Consider the following 15,436-nt stretch of genomic DNA (forward strand, 5'->3'; position numbering starts at 1 on the left):
CAGTTTCCCGAAGGCACGCGGGCTCAGCCCGGAGAACGGGGCTATCCAGACACCTCACGGCGCCAAGCCGTCAAGCCGGGCAGCGGGCACGAGCTCACCGTTCGATTTCGAGGGCCCTGCCGGTGGTCATCAGAGAGCGTCCTTGATGTGGCCTCGGGCGAAGTCCCATGGGGCGGGTGCATTGGCAGCCGCGTACTCATCTGCGATGCCAAAGACGCTCCCGCATCCTGGACATTCCGCCTGGCCAAACAGGTGAGTCAGGCCCCAGGCGAGCCGTTGCTGGCCATCCCGTACGGCTGATTCGTGCAACATCCTCCCGGTACCGGTCAGCTCGTGCGGGACGGCCGGCCTGAGCGGGACCTGGTGGACATCCCCCAGATTCCAGTCCCGGATTGAGGAGTAGCATCCGTAGTCGCCGATCGCGATCGTCACCGGTGCGTCGCAGTGCGGACAGGCGACAGTGACGAAGGAATCGGTGAAGTCGTCCAGGGCCTCGAACCACAAGGGCTGGCCGTCGAACGCGAGCATGGCCCGCAGCCGGCTCAGGTAGACCTTCCCGTCCAGGCCAGACCGCAGCCGGGCGGCGGCCATGGCGCGAAGCTCGGCCAAGGTAGCTGCACAGCGGGCGACTTCTTCGTCGGCGCCGTGAGGTTGAAGGAGGCCACTCGCTATGGCTCCGGCCAGATCGAGCGCCCAGTCCGCGGCGTTCTCGGTCTTGGCGATGTCCGCCAGCTGCGGCAGTGCGGCGATGCTCGCCGGGGTGATCGTCCCCTGGTGGCACAAGCGCCCCCAAAGCCCGTTGATGGCCTCTTGGTCACGACCGCTGGCTCGGTCCAGCAGCCCGGGTATCGCGTGTGCCGGGCCGTAGGCGTCGTGGAGTGTGGACCAGTCGATCATCCGGTGATTCAAGCACGCTGCGGAGCGACCTCCGCGGCGGTGAGTCGTGAGCGGGATCACCTACGCCACTGCCAGTGCTGAGGACTGCGGCGCCGGGAACGCGGTGTGCTCATCGAACAGGCGGCGGTTCTTGAGACAGTGGTGGAGCTGGCCCAGCATCCGGTTGAACAGATTGCGCTGGCCAGCGGCGTGCCAGTCTCCGTGGTCGTCACGTCGCCGCCGGTAGTGCGCTTTGGCACCGGGCGAGGCGGTGATCGCTGAGAACGCCCAGAGGTAGCCGGCGTGGCTGAGCCGGTTGTTCTTCACCCATCGTCTGGTGATGCTGGACTTCTTGCCGGAGGCCCGGGTAACGGGTGAGGCGCCCGCGTAAGCCTTCAGGCCGCGGGCGTCCGCGAAGCGGGTGCGGTCGTCTCCGATTTCGGCCAGCACCCGGGCGGCAAGCTGGATACCGAGGCCGGGGAAGCTGAGGATGATTTCCGAGTCCGGGTGCTGCGGGAACGTCTCCTCGACGGCCTGGGCGAGGTCTGCGGCGGCGGTGCAGGCGGCCGTGAGCTGTCCAAGCAGGGCGAGCGTCTGCTTGCCGAGCGCATCCTCGACAAGCTCGGGCTGACGGGCCCAGTCGGTGCGGAATGCCTCGCGCAGCCGCTCGACATCCGCCTCGATGCCGCGCTTGCGGCCCGCACCCTTGAGAGCCGCCGTGATCTGGGTGCGAGTCAGGCTCGCGGCCTTGGCCGGTGTCGGCGCGAGCTTCATCAGCTCGCGGGCCTCCGGTCGGCACAAGCCGTTGTCCCACTTGGCGAAGGCCTCCAGAGCGGCGGGGTAGTACTCGCGCAGCAGCGAGCGAAGCTGGTTGGCAACCTGCTGCCGGTTCCAGACCGCGTCCTGCTGAGCGCGGGCCAGTACGGCGATGGCGCGGGCCAGCTCGCTGTCGTTCGGCAGCGGCCGGTGGGCATGCATATCCGTGCGCAGGAGGTTCGACAGGACCAGGGCGTCGCCGGGGTCGGACTTCTTGCGGGAGACCGCGTGCCGGTCACGGTAGCGGGCGGCAGCCATCGGGTTGATCGCGAACACCTTCCGCTTGCCTGCCCGCAGCACCGCGACCAGCAGACCGCGGGAGGTCTCGATCGCAACCGGAATCGGGGTGTCCTCCGTGTCGCCGTACTCGGCGAGCAGGTCTATCAGGCTCCTGTAGCCGGCCGCGTCGTCGGTGATGTGTCGCTTCGCAAGTAGCTGGCCGGTGTCGTCGACCAAGGCAACGTCGTGTGTCCTCTCGGCCCAGTCGGTTCCGCAGTAGATCAACTCTTTCCTCCCCAGAGATGCGGTGTTTGCGCTGGTTGCGAGCGCATGCGGGCCACGCAGCGACCTAATTCCAGGACTCGACCACCCGGTCGGTCCGCCACCTCACTAGCCGTTCGTGGCGCCAGCGCACCCCACGGGCCCCGGTCTCCTCGGGAGCTCTGACGGCTCTGGAGTATCAGGAGGTCACCGTGCGGCGGGCTCGCACCACCAACACCAACGAGTGATCAAGCGGCCAGTGCTGACGGTGGCGGCCTCGAAGACACCGAGCGCCGCCGCTCTGGATAAAGGGATCGAGTGCCCAGACGGCTCCAGGCGTACGTTCGGTGCCCGCGAAGCTGCCACCACCTGCACTGTGGAAGGCCGGGATGAGCGAAGGGCATCGGTCCCCGGCGCTCGAACGGACTGGTGGCCAGCCCCGTCCCACGGCCCGTTACCAGGGAATTAGGAAGGCTCCGACGCTGTGATCACACCAGTCACTGCGTGATCATTCCACTGCTTCAGGTTCTCCCTGCTCGAACGCAATGCGACAGCGTTCTACCTGGTCGGCCACCTGCTCCATGTACCAGCGCATGACCTCGTAGGGGACGACGCGCTCGTCAGGGCTCCAGACGCGGACGGTCGGTTGCAGATTCGGGTCCTCGTCCGGGACATGTGTCACCAGGAAGGCAGCGCCAGGCAAGTGGGTCACCGCGACGGCGGGGCTCTCGGCGTCGCCCTCTGCCGACGCCGGCTTGGCTTCGCTCAGTTCCACAGCCCAGGCGTCGTCAGGCAAGGCGTAGTGGAACAGGACGGCGTAGTGGCGACCTGCGTGCTCTTTGAGTTCCCATGGCATGTCGGCAGGCTGCCACAGGTGCCCTGTTGGAGGCTCGCGGGTATCCGGGGCTCACCTGGGCGCAACCCGTCCAGCGTTTGCGGGACAGCCCTTAGGGCGTCGACGATGAGCAAGGCGGGTTCGCCGGGCGCCAGCGGACGGACCAGGGTGCCGGTCGCGCGCAGCAGGTCGCCGGGCTGGATCCGGTTCAGCAGTTCGTGGACAATCCTCGGGTCACCGCTGGTGCAGGTGACGACCGTGTCGTGGATTTCTTCTTCGACGGAGTCGACGTCGGTGGGGACGATCGGGTCGAAGGTGGCGGTGTCGGGGAGGTGAGAGTCAGGCGTCGGTCGTCGCGCCGCTCTTGGGCGGGTCGGAGACGAACCGGTTCTCGCCGGGGTGTGCCGTGTTCCAGAGCTCCGCGCAGACCTTGTGGACGGGCTCTTTGGCGTGGGACCTCAGCGGGGTGGTGGTGCCGCACAACACGTACGGGGCGGGCTGGCCGAAGTGCCGGCCGTCGCGCCATTTTTTGAGGAGCGGGAAGGGCACCGCGGGCTGCTCCGGCGGTGTGGGCACCGCGCGGGGGTGGCGGCGCCGGGCGGTCACGGCTGCAGGCCGGGCAGCTGCTGGAGGACCTGGGCGACGAGTTCGGGCGCCGGTCTCCACGCGGGGAGCGCGCCCGTGGCGGGCACCTGGAGGGGCAGCTCGCGGACGTCGTCGAGGACCAGGTGGTACGCGTCGCGGTGCGCCCATGGCCTGGTGCAGTGCTCCGGACCCTGGGCGAGGTGGCAGGCGGTGAGCCGGGCGACGCCGATGACCGCGCCGCGGTGCAACTCCCGGCCTCGGATCGCGGTCGCCACCAGCGGGTCGCGCAGCAGGGCGGGGTCCGGCTTCGCCTTCCCGGCGTGGATGAGGACCCAGCCGCGCCACGGCCAGTGGGCGGGCCGGTTCTCCGGGGTCTTCCCGGCGAGGATGCGGGTGGCCCAGGGCTGGCGGATTGTGATAGCCCGCACCCAGGTACCCGGGTCGGTGAGGAGGGCGGGTCGCTCATGCCGCCCGTCCCCACGTGGCCGTACCGGGCCGTCCGAGGCGGCGGCCGTTGAGGGAGGGGACCGTGGCATGCTCGGCGGTGGCGAGGACCGGGCGGCCGGTGTGCTTGCCGTCGTACGGGGCGGCATCGGCGGCCCGGTGAAGCGCGGGCAGGTCCCGGCTGCCGACGGCGGCCGGGGTCGCGGCGCCGACCGAGGCGCCGACGTCGACGGTGCGGCCGTCGTCCAGGACGACCGGGGTGTGCAGCATCCGCACCAGCTGCTCCAGGCGCTGGACGCGGCGAGCGGCGGGGAGGTCCAGGGCGAGCGCGAACTCGTCGCCGCCGAGCCGCCCGACGGCCGCGGACGGCCCGGCCCAGGCGGTGAGGCGAGCGCCGAACGCGGCGAGGACGGCGTCGCCGGCCGCATGCCCGAACTGGTCGTTGATTGCGTTGAAGTGGTCGGCGTCGGAAGCGCGCGGGTTCCCGGAATCCTGAACGTCGGTAAGCCGGGACCTGCCTGCCAGCTGATGGTTGCGGCGGTCCCACGCGCGGGTTCCGGCTTAGCTGACGGGACATGGTGAGAGAAGCCCGGTTCAATGAGGAGGAGTGGGAAGACCGCGGCTGACCTGAAAGACACATCCCGCCTGAGACTTCGACCACGGCTACGACTCACCCGGCGACCGCCCTGACAAGCTGCTCTGTACGATCACCGAATACTGGGCGCTGGTCCGCCTGTCCTGTGCGGAGATCAGCAAGTGGTGCCCTGTCCGGATAGTTGAGGGAGTTGGCGGGTGTCCGCGTTGGACTTCTACGCTCACGTGGCCGTTTGCGGTGAGGTCCTGGGAGTTGGACTCGGTGCCGACCCGGAAGCCTGGGAAGCCGCCCTGGGGGTGACGTGCCTCGATGTTCCCGGTGGTGGCCTACTGCGGCGGGACTACGGGCTCGTGGAAATCAACTTCTCGCCGGACCAGCCAGGGCGGCAAGGACAGATGTCGTGCTTCGGCTTCGGCGTGAAGATCCAACGACTGCTGTACGACCACTCCCCGAGCACTGTGCCGTCCCCGCTCTCGCGGGAATACGGGGAATTCGCACCCAGAGTCCCCTTCAAGGAACTGCAGACCGCCATCCTGGCCCTGGGCCACACGATCGAACTCGACAAGCACAACACGTCGAGTGACATGGACTGCTACCGCGTATCCGCGTCCGCCGCCCGCATCCACGTCGTCGCTGACCCTGACCCGTACGGGTCAGGCGCCCCAGATCCAGACGGACGTCAGAGGGGCGACGTCTGGTCCGTCGACGTCTGGTCCGTCGACGTGTGGTGACCAGCCAGCGACCTCCCAGCAGCGCCCGTGACATCTCTTCGCTACGAGGAGCGCCGGGCAACGATCACCTGCGCGGCGGGCAACGATCTGAAGAGCGCGCGCCACCCAGCTGATCAGCCACACTCAAGCCCCCGTGCCGCATCCAACCGGCTAGCCCACAGGCCAATGTGGGTTCGACATGTCGTCATCGCTCATGTGCGCCCGCTGCCAGATCCCTTTCCAGTTGAACGGCGTCTCCGGGACGAACCGGTGCCGCTGCCCGCACGGACATGGCGCCAGTACCCACGCGCACCCACGGCACAGCTCCACCCAGCCATGCCCGGTCGAGTTCGACACCAGCGGTCCCTTGTCCCCGCAGGCGGGGCAGCCGGGGAGGTCGGCGCCGTCCAGAATCGCGTTCTGTCGCCGGACGTACTCAGGCAGCCGCAGCGACGGATGGCGAAACGGGTCTTCGTACCAGGCGCGGTTCGGGCCCTCCCACCAGCTCCGCAGCCACCACGGTCGCGGGTTCACTACAGCCCGCCGTCCCGCCCGCTTCTCCGCCCGGCGTTGCGCGGCGTACTCCTCCGCTCGCGCGAGCCACAGCACCCGCGCCTCATGCAGTTCCTCCACCGCCCGCACCAGTGCGTCCGGGTCCGCCTCCAGACGCCGGGGGATCGCGGCGCTGAGCGTGAGGTGGTGGTACGTCGCCCGGAAGCCGTACGGAGCAAAGAGGGTGATGCAGGTCCGCAGCGCGCTGTGCCGGCGGCGGAGGGGGAGACGGGCGTCGTGCACGTGCGCTCGGTGGGTCAGGAAGCTGGTCATTGTGTGGGCGCCAGGTCCAGTGCCCCTGCCAGGGCGGCAGTGACAGCGCCGGCGTGTGCCGGCAGGTGTTGTTGAGCCCAGATTCCGGCAACACCGAGGAAGTCCTGCAAATCCTGCTGGGCGCCCGCGACGAGCCTGCGTGCCTGGTCCACCGACAGCTCGATCACCGGGCTGTCGTCCGTCCCGTAAGCGTCGAACGTCAGCCGGACAATGTCGCCGACGCGTTCGGCCACCGACGACGGATCGTGGCCGAAGTAGGAGCAGCCGGTACCGTCGAGCACCTCCAGCCAGTCCCGCCAGGTCTCTAGGCCGTTGCAGCAGCCCGGATCGACGAAGACGGTGTCGGTGGCATTCTCGGTCACCCGGAACCCTCCGGCGGCGAACAGATCAGGCATGGTGAGCAGCCCGTGCAGGAATGTGCCGAGCGGGTCGGTCGGGCACGGCCCGTGCTCCTCCTCCGGCTCGAAGTCGTTGCAGGCAGCGATCTGCATAACCGCCGTGCCGACCTCCGCCGGAGTGAGCTCCCCGTTCAGCACGAGGTAGCCATATGACTCGTGCTCGCTAACCGGCCAGAGCGCGAAGTCGGCGGCGGCGGAGATCTCCAGAACGGGTTGCATCACAATCACATGGGGATGATGCCGGACCCACTGCTACACCGCCACGGGCTTTCAGCTGGCATCGGGCTCGGAGCGGGCCCGCTAAGGGCTGTCGGCTGTCCCGTAAATGATCTTCGGGTCATCTCGGGCATGGCTGATCACGGTGAAGCCCGTTGGCCTATCCGGCGAGAGCGAGGTTGTGCATCCGGGCGATGCCGAGCATGGCCCGCGGCCGCCGACGTTGTCGCGGCGGTGGAATCGGCGAATCGTTCCCTGGTCGCGGCCGTTGACCGCCCCACGGCCCAGACCGCGCAAGACGGGCCGTTCGGCGCGCCGCGCGTGCCTGAGGTCGGTGGGGCGGATTTCTCAGCCCTGGGCGGGGACGTCCAGGGCGGTCCCGTAGAGGCGAGAGACCCGGAGCAGAATGGTCACGCGCCGGTCAGGCAGTGGCCGCGTGCCAGGGGTCGCCTCGTCGGCCGGGTCCACTATCTCCACCTCTCCCTCCGCCACGGCGAACGACCAGACGTCCGGGCCGCTGACGTGCAGTGAGGCATGCGGGTCGCGGCGCAACTGACGGACCTTGAGGCGGTTGGCGGTGGAGGAGACCCGCAGTACCTGCTCCTCGGCGTTCCAGTCGTAGAGGACGGTCGACAGGTGCGGGTGGCCGGTGCTCCTGACACTCGCGAGTACGCCGAACTGCTGCTGGCTCAACAGCCGGGAGAGCTCCTGGGGCGTGAGCGCTCGGGGGGCCGGCCCGTCGTTCCGGGTGGTGCCGGCGGTGGACTCGGTAGCGGTCAGCTCGCTCATGGCGGTCGGCCTTTCGGTGGTCCGGGTGAGGCGGGTTGGATGGGCGGGCAGTCGGGGTGCGGCATCCCGCCGACTGCCGCAACAAAGGAGACCGTAGCAGATAGTTTTGTTGCAGACTATTGAGGGTCGCAGGACCGTCGTCAGGGGTGGTCAGGTGGTGCCGGGACTCGACCTTCTGTACGTGGCGTTCAGCTCGGCCGCCGCTTCTCCGCTTCGGCAGGAGCCTTGCCCGAGCCTGACCACTCGGATTGGTCTCGTCGACCTTGAGATCGCAGGTCAGATACGGTGTGGGCATGATTGAGGGGCTTCCTTCCGGTGGTGACGTGCCCAGCGAGACGCTGCTCGCCGGCTACTTCGTTGCGGCGCCCGAGCAGGTCAGATTCTCGGGGCTCCCCTCTGCGGAACAACTGACATCGGCGTCCGACTGTCTGACCGATCGGTTTCCGGACGACGGCTGCTGGTTCGGCACGGCGCGGGAGGCGCTTGCGGCCTGCCTGCCTCTCCAGCTGCCCGTGGACGCGCGCCTGTTCGCCCTGCTCGTGCCCTCTGAGCATGTCGGCGGATTCGTCGCCGACATCCGCGCGGCCGGGACGGACGAACCGGTGCTACTGGCCCACCTCGACGGTCAGGGCGCCGACGAGGCTGCCCGGGAGGTGGCCGACGGCGGGCGCGAGCTCGGCTGGGAGGTACTCGGCTACGACTGTGGCCTGCTCCATACCTGGCTCTGCAACGACCTGTACGAGGAGGGCAGGCTCCACCTCGGAGTGGATACCGATGAGCGTGGTCTGCTGCCCGACCGGCAGGCCGCCGTGCGAGTCGCCGCCTGGGCGAACTCTCGGGAAGACACCAAGCCGGTCACCTGGTTCCCCGCCGCCCTGATCGAGTGGGACACCCCGATCGAGAGCGGCCTCGCCCCCGTCACCACGGAGGCCCCGGCGCCCTCCGCACACGGGTCCTGGTGGGGCCGGATCCTCTAGCGCGGCTTCGCCGACCCCGAAGCAGCGAAGCCGGCGCGTCACGGGTTCACCGCGTCGAAGGGCTCGTCGTGCCGGCGCCGGCCGGCGGTGCCGTCGTCACGGAGGTGCCGCATGAACTCCGCGACGAGGCAGCCGTCGGGAACGTCATCGTGAGCGCCCATTGCGGATGTGAGGGGAGTAGGCGTCGGTGCCCGCTCCCAGTCCTCCTCGCCGACAGCCCGCTCTGGGGAGTGTCTCGACGCCGGCGTGAGTCCAGGGCGTGTCGGCGCCGGTCACCGTCGGCCGGGCGATCTCCTGGCCGCCGTGGTGGAGCCGCCGGATACTGCCGGTGGTCAGGTTCGCGACGGTCGTGTTCGACGGGCAGCTGGGGGTCTCGCCGGTGTGGCGAGGTGAACAGCCTTGTGACGACGAGGGTTTCGGGGCAGGTGGTCCAGCTCGATCTGGACCATCGCAGGGGCGGCGGGGATCGCCGAACGGGTCCTCGCCCAACGTGCCGAGTCGCCGGTCGCAGGGGGCCGCGACCTCGGCGCGCACACACAACCGACGCGCGCGAACATGAAGCGCTTCGGGTCAACTGCGGAGGTCCCCTGCGTCCGGGACTTTCGCCCTCTTCTTTCCCGGTCGCGGTCGACCTTCATCCCGAATGAAGAAAGGGAGATCCCGGATTTTCGAGGCCGAGCGCCAGCGAAAGGCGCTGTGTTCCGTGGATGGTCGGCGGGGGACGGCGGGACCCTGGCTCCAGTAAGTCCCGCGGCGGGGAGTCCTGTTCATGGTTCACGCCGGGCCGAAGACCCTCCCCGACGGGTCGAAAGTCCCATCCGACGATCTGTCGAAGTTGCTTGTTGGATCCCCGAAAAATGGTCTTGTACGGTGAATTTGCGCACACCGCGGAACCCTTTCCAGGGAAATTCCGTCCGCGGATCTGTCGAAATTCCGCCTTCAGGCCCCGACTGTCGTGGGCCATCAGGAGCCGACATGAACAGCACGCACGCATCCTCACCGTCTCCAGCCTCCGTGTTCGCGCCGCAGGGCGTCGATTCCCCACGGGAGGAGGGGGCTTCGCGGTCCGCTCCGGAACGGTCCGGGCCTCGGCGGCGGCGGTGGCGGCGACGGCCGATCGTCGTGGTCGAGGCCGTCGTTCTGACGCTCTTGGTCCTCGCCGTGTTCGCCACCGGCCTGTTGATGACCGGATAGGCACACGCCCCCGCCTGATCAGCCCTCCCGCGCCTCGCAACGCGCTCATGTGACCACCGGAGTTCACCATGACCGACCTGCAGACACCCCCTTCCCTCCCCGCCACCGCGGCACCGTCTCCACCAGGCGCGACGCCCGGCGAGCGGCCTGGCCCGGCGGGTGACGCCACGGCCCGGTCGCAGGGCGGCAAGCGTGCCGGTCTCGCGCTGACGACGATGGTCGGCATGGTCGTCGGCTCCATGGTCGGGGCCGGGGTGTTCTCGCTTCCGGGCCGCTTCGCCCAGGAGACCGGTGTGGGCGGGGCCCTCATCGCCTGGGCCGTCGCGGGTACCGGCATGCTGATGCTGGCACTGGTGTTCCAGCGGCTCGCCGTCCGCCGGCCGGACCTCGACTCGGGGGTGTACGCCTACGCCAAGGCCGGGTTCGGGCAGTACACCGGCTTCCTGTCCGCCATCGGCTTCTGGGCCAGCGCCTGCGTCGGCAACGTCACCTACTGGGTGCTGATCATGTCCACGATGGGCGCGCTCTGGCCCGCCCTCGGAGCGGGCGACACCCTGCTCGCCGCCGTGCTGTCGACCGCGGGCCTGTGGGCCTTCTACTTCCTCGTCCGGCGCGGCGTACGGGAAGCGGCCCTCCTCAACCGCATCGTCACCGCCGCGAAGGTGGTGCCGATCCTCGTCTTCGTCGTCCTGGCCCTGTTCTTCTTCGATCCGGGCGTCTTCGCCGACAACCTGGGCGGCGCCGCCTACGCCGGATCGCTGTTCGACCAGGTCGCCGGCACCATGCTGATCACCGTCTTCGTGTTCCTCGGCATCGAGGCGGCCAGCGTCTACTCACGGCACGCCCGGCGCCGGGAGGACGTCGGCCGTGCCACCGTCCTGGGGTTCCTCGGCGTCTTCGCCGTCTTCGCGTCGGTCACGATCGTGTCGTACGGGATCATGCCCATGGGCGAGATCGCCGAACTGCGCCAGCCGTCGATGGCCGGCGTCCTGGAGCACGCCGTCGGGCCCTGGGGCACGGCGTTCGTCAGCGCCGGGCTGATCGTCTCGGTGCTCGGCGCGTACCTCGCGTGGACGCTGATGGCGGCCGAGGTCCTCCACGTGGCGGCCCGCAACGACGACATGCCCCGCTTCCTCAAGCGCACCGCACCCGGCGACGTACCCACGTCCGCGCTGCTGATGAGCACACTGCTGTCGCAGGCGGTCCTCGTGATCACGATGTTCTCCGAGAACGCCTTCAACTTCGCCCTCGACCTCACCAGCGCCCTCTCCCTGATCCCGTTCCTGCTCGCCGCCGGATTCGCGGTGCGCTCCGCCCTCGCCGCCACGACCACGCAGGCTCCCGGCCCCGCGCCGTTCGGGCAGCGGCGCGCGGTGCAGCTCGTGGTCCCCGTGGCCGCCACCCTCTACTCCCTGTTCCTGCTGTACGCGGCCGGCCCCGGCTTCCTGCTCCTGTCGTTCCTGCTGTACGCCCCGGCGACCGCGCTGTACGTGCTGGCCCGCCGCGAACAGGGCCGCCGCGCCTTCACCCGGCCGGAACTCGTGCTGTGCGTCCTCGTCGTCCTCGGCGCGGCGGCGGCCGTCCTCGCCCTGGCCACCGGCTCGATCGCCCTCTGACCCCCGGTGCGCGCCTTCGGGCACGACCCCCGCCCGCCTTCGCGCAACCACCTCCACCCGGAAGGGAACCGCCGTGACCACCCTGTCGCACACCCCCGCCTCCGCCCCGGCCGCCGCCATCCAGACCTCCCCGGCTTCCCCGGCCGTCGGGCACGGCGTCCACTCCGAGGCCGGCACTGCTCATCGCGGCGACCCCCGGCACCGACCGCGGCCGCCCACCGACCGCCGGCACCGGTCCGGGCCCTTGGACCGGTGCGGTCGGGACCTTCGGGCAGCTCCGCCCGGGCCCCGTCCGTGCTGTCCTTATTGAATGGTGAAGCACCTGATGGAGCACCTGATGGAACACGCCTCCACCGCGGCACCCACGCCCTCCCCGCGCCCCACCGACCGGACGACGCGCACCACGCTCGCGGATCCGGCCCCCGACGAGCAGTGCGCGCCCCGGCACCGTAGCGCCCTGCTCGCCCTGCTCCCGGCCCTCGTCCTGGTGGCCACCGTGGTCATCGACGTGGCCACCTGCGAGAGCTTCCGGGGGATCATCTGGGTCGCCCTAGTCCCCGGCCTCGCCGCCCTCCTGTGCGGCCTGCGGACGACCGCCCTGTACGGCCTCCTCACCGTGGGCACCTACGCCGCGGTCGACATCCCCTACCCGGGCGGAGCCCTGACCGGTCTCCCCGGCCTGATCCTGGTCATGATCAGCGCCGCCGGAGCTCTCGCCGTGTGCGGCGCCCGGCTGAGCGCCGCCCGCCGGGCCGATCACATCCGTGAGGTCGCGGAGACGACCCGCCGCACCGTCCTGCGACCGCTGCCCTCCTCCTGGGCCGGCCTGGACCAGGCCGCCGCCTACACCACCGCCGACGTCGCCGCGCGGGTCGGCGGGGACTTCTACGACATCCAGCCCTCGTCGTACGGCACCCGCCTGGTCCTCGGCGACGTTCAGGGGAAGGGACTCGACGCCGTGGCCTGCGCCTCCGCGCTGGTCGGCAGCTTCCGCGAGGCCGCCTTCCACGAGCCCGACCTCGCCGACGTGGCCCTGCGCATGGACCAGCGGGTGCGCCGTCACCAGGAACACGTCCAGGCCCTCGGCGGCGACGAGAGCGAACGCTTCGCCACCGCGGCCCTCATCAGCTTCCCCACGAACGGGACGGCACGGCACCACGACGACGCCCACGTCGAGCTCGTCAACTGCGGTCACCTCACCCCGCTCGCCGTCGGACCGGACGGCGTCCGCCCTCTGGGGGGCGCCGCCACGCTGCCCCTGGGCATGCTCGGCCTCACCGGCGAGAAGCCTTCCGTCGACGTCGTCGCCGTGCGCCCCGGCGAGACGCTCCTGCTGGTCTCCGACGGGGTGACCGAGGCCCGCGACGCCGAGGGCGCCTTCTACCCCCTGGCGGACGACCTGGACTGCGCCCTCCGCACGGACCCGGCCCTGTCCGAGCCCCGTCGCCTCGTCCGGCACGTGCGCGCGGCCGCCGCTCGGCACACCGCGCACGGCCTGACCGACGACACCACCGTCCTCGCCGTACGCCGCAGCCCGGCCCGCGGCACGGCCGGCTGACCGGCTCGCTGACCGGCTCGGCGAATCGTTCGAGCGCGGCTTCCTCGGTCGCGCCGTGGTGACCGGCCCCGGGAGCCTCGCGAGCTCGACCCGGTCCCGGCGGGGCCGTGGACCGTCAGCCTCAGTGGTCTGCACAGCACGGCGTCGGGTCCGGCACCTCGAAGGGCACCAGTACGCCGCCCGCGGCGGGCATGGCGGTCAGGACGAGTTCGCCGTCGGCTGTCCATCGGGGGCGTACGTGGCCGTTCGTGACCAGGCGGGTGTGTGAGGCCGGCGGGTGTGGGGTGCCGAGGACGGTCACGCGGTCGATCGCCGAGCGCGCGAGGACGTCGGTGACGGTGAGCGTGCCCGTGAGCAGGGCCGAGCCGGGGTACAGCACCGCCCGGCCCACCGCGTCGGGGATCCCGCGCGTCACCTGGTGGCCCTGTGCCGTGAGCCGCTCCTCGACGGTGCTCACGAGCGGCCCGGAGGGCAGGGCGAGGGACACCACGACGCGCGGCCGGTCGTCGCGCACCAGGTGCGTGCATCCGAACACCACGTCAGGGAGGTCGAGTTCGGCGGCCAGTGCGTGGAGGAGGTGGTCGGCGGCGGGCAGGTTCCCGGTGTCTGCGTCGATGGTCAGGGTCTGCGGGGTCATGACGGCAGGATCCACACCGGGTTCGAGTAGAACCACAGGTCGCGCCACGGGTCGGCGTCGCCGATCACGTCGATGGCCGGGCCCGCCGGATCGACCGCGGCACCCATCGGGCCGACGGCGGTGCGGTTGCCGTCGGTGCCGCGCATCCGGAGATAGACCGGGCGGTCGACGCGGCCGAGGTCGTAGGTGAGGCGGACGCTGCCGGACGCCTTCCTCACCTCGTACGACGTCACGACCCTGGCCGTCGGCGCGGTGAAGGTGTCCGGGTCCGCGACCGGCCCGGTCACGTCGCCCTGGATGACGTCCACGCGGGACAACCGCGGTACGAAGCCGGCCCAGTTGGGGCCGACGGCGAGGGCGATGTCGGCGGTCAGCGTGACGTTCGTGCCCTTTCTGACGTGCAGGGCGCCGCCCAGCGTGGCCCAGCGGTGGCCGCCGGCCACGCGGACGTCGAGACCGCTGATCAGTCGACCGTGGTCCACCCAGATGCGACCCGCCCGGATGCCGTCCATGACGGCGGCGTAGCCGAAGCCGTCGGCGCCGACGTGTGTGCGGCTGTACTGACCGGGCCAGTAGTCACCCTCGGTGAGGTCGATCTTCCCGCCGTAGACCGGGTCCCCGTGCCTGCCGTCGGCGGCGTAGTCGCCGTGAGGGCCCCGGACGGCGGTGTCCGTGTAGACGTGGTGCGAGTCGGAGTTGGCGGTGATCCACCAGGGCTTGCCCTCGGCGAGGAGGCTGTCCCACAGCCCGCCGACGGTGGCGGTCATCCAGTCGAACCCGCCCCAGGTGCGGTAGCTCTCCAGCGGGTAGCCGGGGAAGGAGTTGGCTCCCGGGCTGCCGTCGTACAGGCCCCGGGCGCGGCCCATGCCGAGGCCCTTGGCGATGCCGGCGGCCTGGTGGCCGGGGGCGCCCTCCATGCCGACGGCGATGCGGCGGTCCTCTCCGGTGGCATCCCGCCAGGCCCGAATCTCGTGCGGTGAGTCGATGCCCTTGCGCGAAGGATGGTTGGCGAGCATCAGCACGTCCTTGACCTGGCGCCGCCGGACCTGGTCGGCGAGGAAGCCGAGGCCCGCGATGGCCAGCGCCTCGTTGGCGGGCGTGGAGTCGCCGGCGCCCTTGACGCTGCCGTCGTAGTCGTTCTCGAACCGCTTGAGGACGGAGACCTCGTTGCGGCCGGGGTGGACGAAGACGGTGCCGTGCTCGGCACCCGGGATGTTCCACTCCAGGCCCTGGAAGACGAGGGTGTCCTCGTAGGCGGCGCGGGCCTCGCGGATGTCCGGGTTGACCTTCTCGACGCCGATCCTGGCGTGGGTCGCGTTGCCGTGGTCGGTGATGACCAGCCAGTCCAGGCCGTGCCTGGCGCCCTGCCGGACCTGGTCGACGACCCGGTACTTGCCGTCGTTGCTGTACTGGGTGTGGACGTGGTGGTCGCCGGCGAGCCACAGGAAGCCGTCCGGCCGGCGGGGACCGGGGGCGGCGGCCGCGGTGCTCTGCGGGGCGAGGACGCTTCCGGCGGTCAGGCCCGCGCCGAGCAGGCCCGCCCTGCGCAGCAGCGAGCGGCGTGACCGCTGCTCGGGAGTCAGGGCCTCGTCGGGCACGCGGACGTCGAAGGCGGCGGGCAGCTCCGTCGCCGTGTGCTCGTCACCGTGGTCGTGTCCGTGCCGGTGATGACCGTGCCCGTGGCCGTGCCCCATGAAGCGCCTCCTGGCTACCGCTTGCTCGCGCGGGCGCTGCTGCGCCGCTTGAGGAGAGTCGAGGTGAAAGATGAAAATTGAACGACTGGTGGGTGAGCGGCGGGCGACCCGGGCGCGGCGGTTCGCGTTCGCCCCCCTCGTCTTCTCAAGTCCCCTTGCTCAGAGCGGTGTTGTGGGCCGAACCTGAGCAC

At 70.5% G+C, this 15,436-nt stretch carries 15 protein-coding genes and 1 pseudogene; 4 read left to right on the forward strand and 12 right to left on the reverse strand.

Annotated elements, in window-relative coordinates; genetic code table 11:
• Positions 1-129: 129 nt before the first annotated feature.
• From IF73_RS0124655 to IF73_RS39765, 6 genes and pseudogenes are all read right to left on the reverse strand, one after another.
• A complete protein-coding gene (locus IF73_RS0124655; RefSeq protein ID WP_051717274.1) occupies positions 130-897 on the reverse strand; it encodes a hypothetical protein in 768 nt (255 codons plus the stop codon).
• Positions 898-957: 60 nt separating this feature from the next.
• Positions 958-2,196 (reverse strand): IS110 family transposase, encoded by a 1,239-nt coding sequence (locus IF73_RS0124660; RefSeq protein WP_031011744.1) that lies wholly within the window; start codon positions 2,194-2,196, stop codon positions 958-960.
• Positions 2,197-2,680: 484 nt separating this feature from the next.
• Entirely contained in the window at positions 2,681-3,028 is a 348-nt protein-coding gene (locus tag IF73_RS0124665) for a hypothetical protein (protein WP_031011745.1), read from the reverse strand.
• A 318-nt stretch (positions 3,029-3,346) separates the two neighbouring features.
• A complete protein-coding gene (locus IF73_RS0124670; RefSeq protein ID WP_031011746.1) occupies positions 3,347-3,583 on the reverse strand; it encodes a hypothetical protein in 237 nt (78 codons plus the stop codon).
• A gap of 26 nt (positions 3,584-3,609) precedes the next feature.
• The gene (locus tag IF73_RS0124675; RefSeq protein WP_031011747.1) at positions 3,610-4,020 is read right to left on the reverse strand and encodes a hypothetical protein; all 411 of its coding nucleotides are present in this window, start codon (positions 4,018-4,020) and stop codon (positions 3,610-3,612) included.
• A 34-nt stretch (positions 4,021-4,054) separates the two neighbouring features.
• Positions 4,055-4,504: pseudogene (locus tag IF73_RS39765) on the reverse strand (GGDEF domain-containing protein); the annotation flags it as partial.
• A gap of 324 nt (positions 4,505-4,828) precedes the next feature.
• Between IF73_RS39765 and IF73_RS0124685 the strand changes: the two are divergent.
• Positions 4,829-5,362, forward strand: a complete 534-nt coding sequence (locus IF73_RS0124685) for a hypothetical protein (RefSeq protein WP_031011749.1) — start codon at positions 4,829-4,831, stop codon at positions 5,360-5,362.
• A gap of 150 nt (positions 5,363-5,512) precedes the next feature.
• Here the strand turns inward: IF73_RS0124685 and IF73_RS0124690 are convergent, their stop codons facing one another.
• From IF73_RS0124690 to IF73_RS0124700, 3 genes are all read right to left on the reverse strand, one after another.
• Entirely contained in the window at positions 5,513-6,166 is a 654-nt protein-coding gene (locus IF73_RS0124690) for a hypothetical protein (RefSeq protein ID WP_031011750.1), read from the reverse strand.
• A complete protein-coding gene (locus IF73_RS0124695) occupies positions 6,163-6,783 on the reverse strand; it encodes a hypothetical protein (protein WP_031011751.1) in 621 nt (206 codons plus the stop codon). Before IF73_RS0124695 ends, IF73_RS0124690 begins: the two co-directional genes overlap by 4 nt.
• Positions 6,784-7,128: 345 nt before the next feature.
• Positions 7,129-7,569 (reverse strand): pyridoxamine 5'-phosphate oxidase family protein, encoded by a 441-nt coding sequence (locus tag IF73_RS0124700; RefSeq protein WP_031011752.1) that lies wholly within the window; start codon positions 7,567-7,569, stop codon positions 7,129-7,131.
• Positions 7,570-7,862: 293 nt separating this feature from the next.
• Here IF73_RS0124700 and IF73_RS0124705 point away from each other — a divergent pair, with 293 nt between their 5' ends.
• Entirely contained in the window at positions 7,863-8,546 is a 684-nt protein-coding gene (locus IF73_RS0124705; protein WP_158822134.1) for a hypothetical protein, read from the forward strand.
• Positions 8,547-8,584: 38 nt separating this feature from the next.
• Here the strand turns inward: IF73_RS0124705 and IF73_RS42615 are convergent, their stop codons facing one another.
• The gene (locus tag IF73_RS42615) at positions 8,585-8,707 is read right to left on the reverse strand and encodes a hypothetical protein (RefSeq protein ID WP_267883593.1); all 123 of its coding nucleotides are present in this window, start codon (positions 8,705-8,707) and stop codon (positions 8,585-8,587) included.
• A 1,248-nt stretch (positions 8,708-9,955) separates the two neighbouring features.
• Between IF73_RS42615 and IF73_RS0124720 the strand changes: the two genes are divergently transcribed.
• Complete coding sequence (locus tag IF73_RS0124720) at positions 9,956-11,356, forward strand: basic amino acid/polyamine antiporter (RefSeq protein WP_051717276.1); 1,401 nt, start codon at positions 9,956-9,958, stop codon at positions 11,354-11,356.
• A 310-nt stretch (positions 11,357-11,666) separates the two neighbouring features.
• Positions 11,667-12,914, forward strand: coding sequence for a PP2C family protein-serine/threonine phosphatase (locus IF73_RS0124725; protein ID WP_234338333.1), 1,248 nt, complete (start codon positions 11,667-11,669; stop codon positions 12,912-12,914).
• A 121-nt stretch (positions 12,915-13,035) separates the two neighbouring features.
• Here IF73_RS0124725 and IF73_RS0124730 read toward each other — a convergent pair whose 3' ends face one another.
• Positions 13,036-13,551 carry a hypothetical protein gene (locus IF73_RS0124730; protein ID WP_031011767.1) on the reverse strand — a complete coding sequence of 172 codons (516 nt, stop codon included), beginning with the start codon at positions 13,549-13,551 and terminating at the stop codon, positions 13,036-13,038.
• Positions 13,548-15,245: a PHP domain-containing protein gene (locus IF73_RS0124735; RefSeq protein WP_031011769.1), complete on the reverse strand. Its 1,698-nt coding sequence runs from the start codon at positions 15,243-15,245 to the stop codon at positions 13,548-13,550. The genes IF73_RS0124730 and IF73_RS0124735 overlap by 4 nt, the downstream gene beginning before the upstream one ends.
• Between the last annotated feature and the right edge of the window lie 191 nt (positions 15,246-15,436).

The sequence above is a fragment of the Streptomyces sp. NRRL F-5727 genome (assembly GCF_000719555.1).
Taxonomy (GTDB): Bacteria; Actinomycetota; Actinomycetes; order Streptomycetales; family Streptomycetaceae; genus Streptomyces.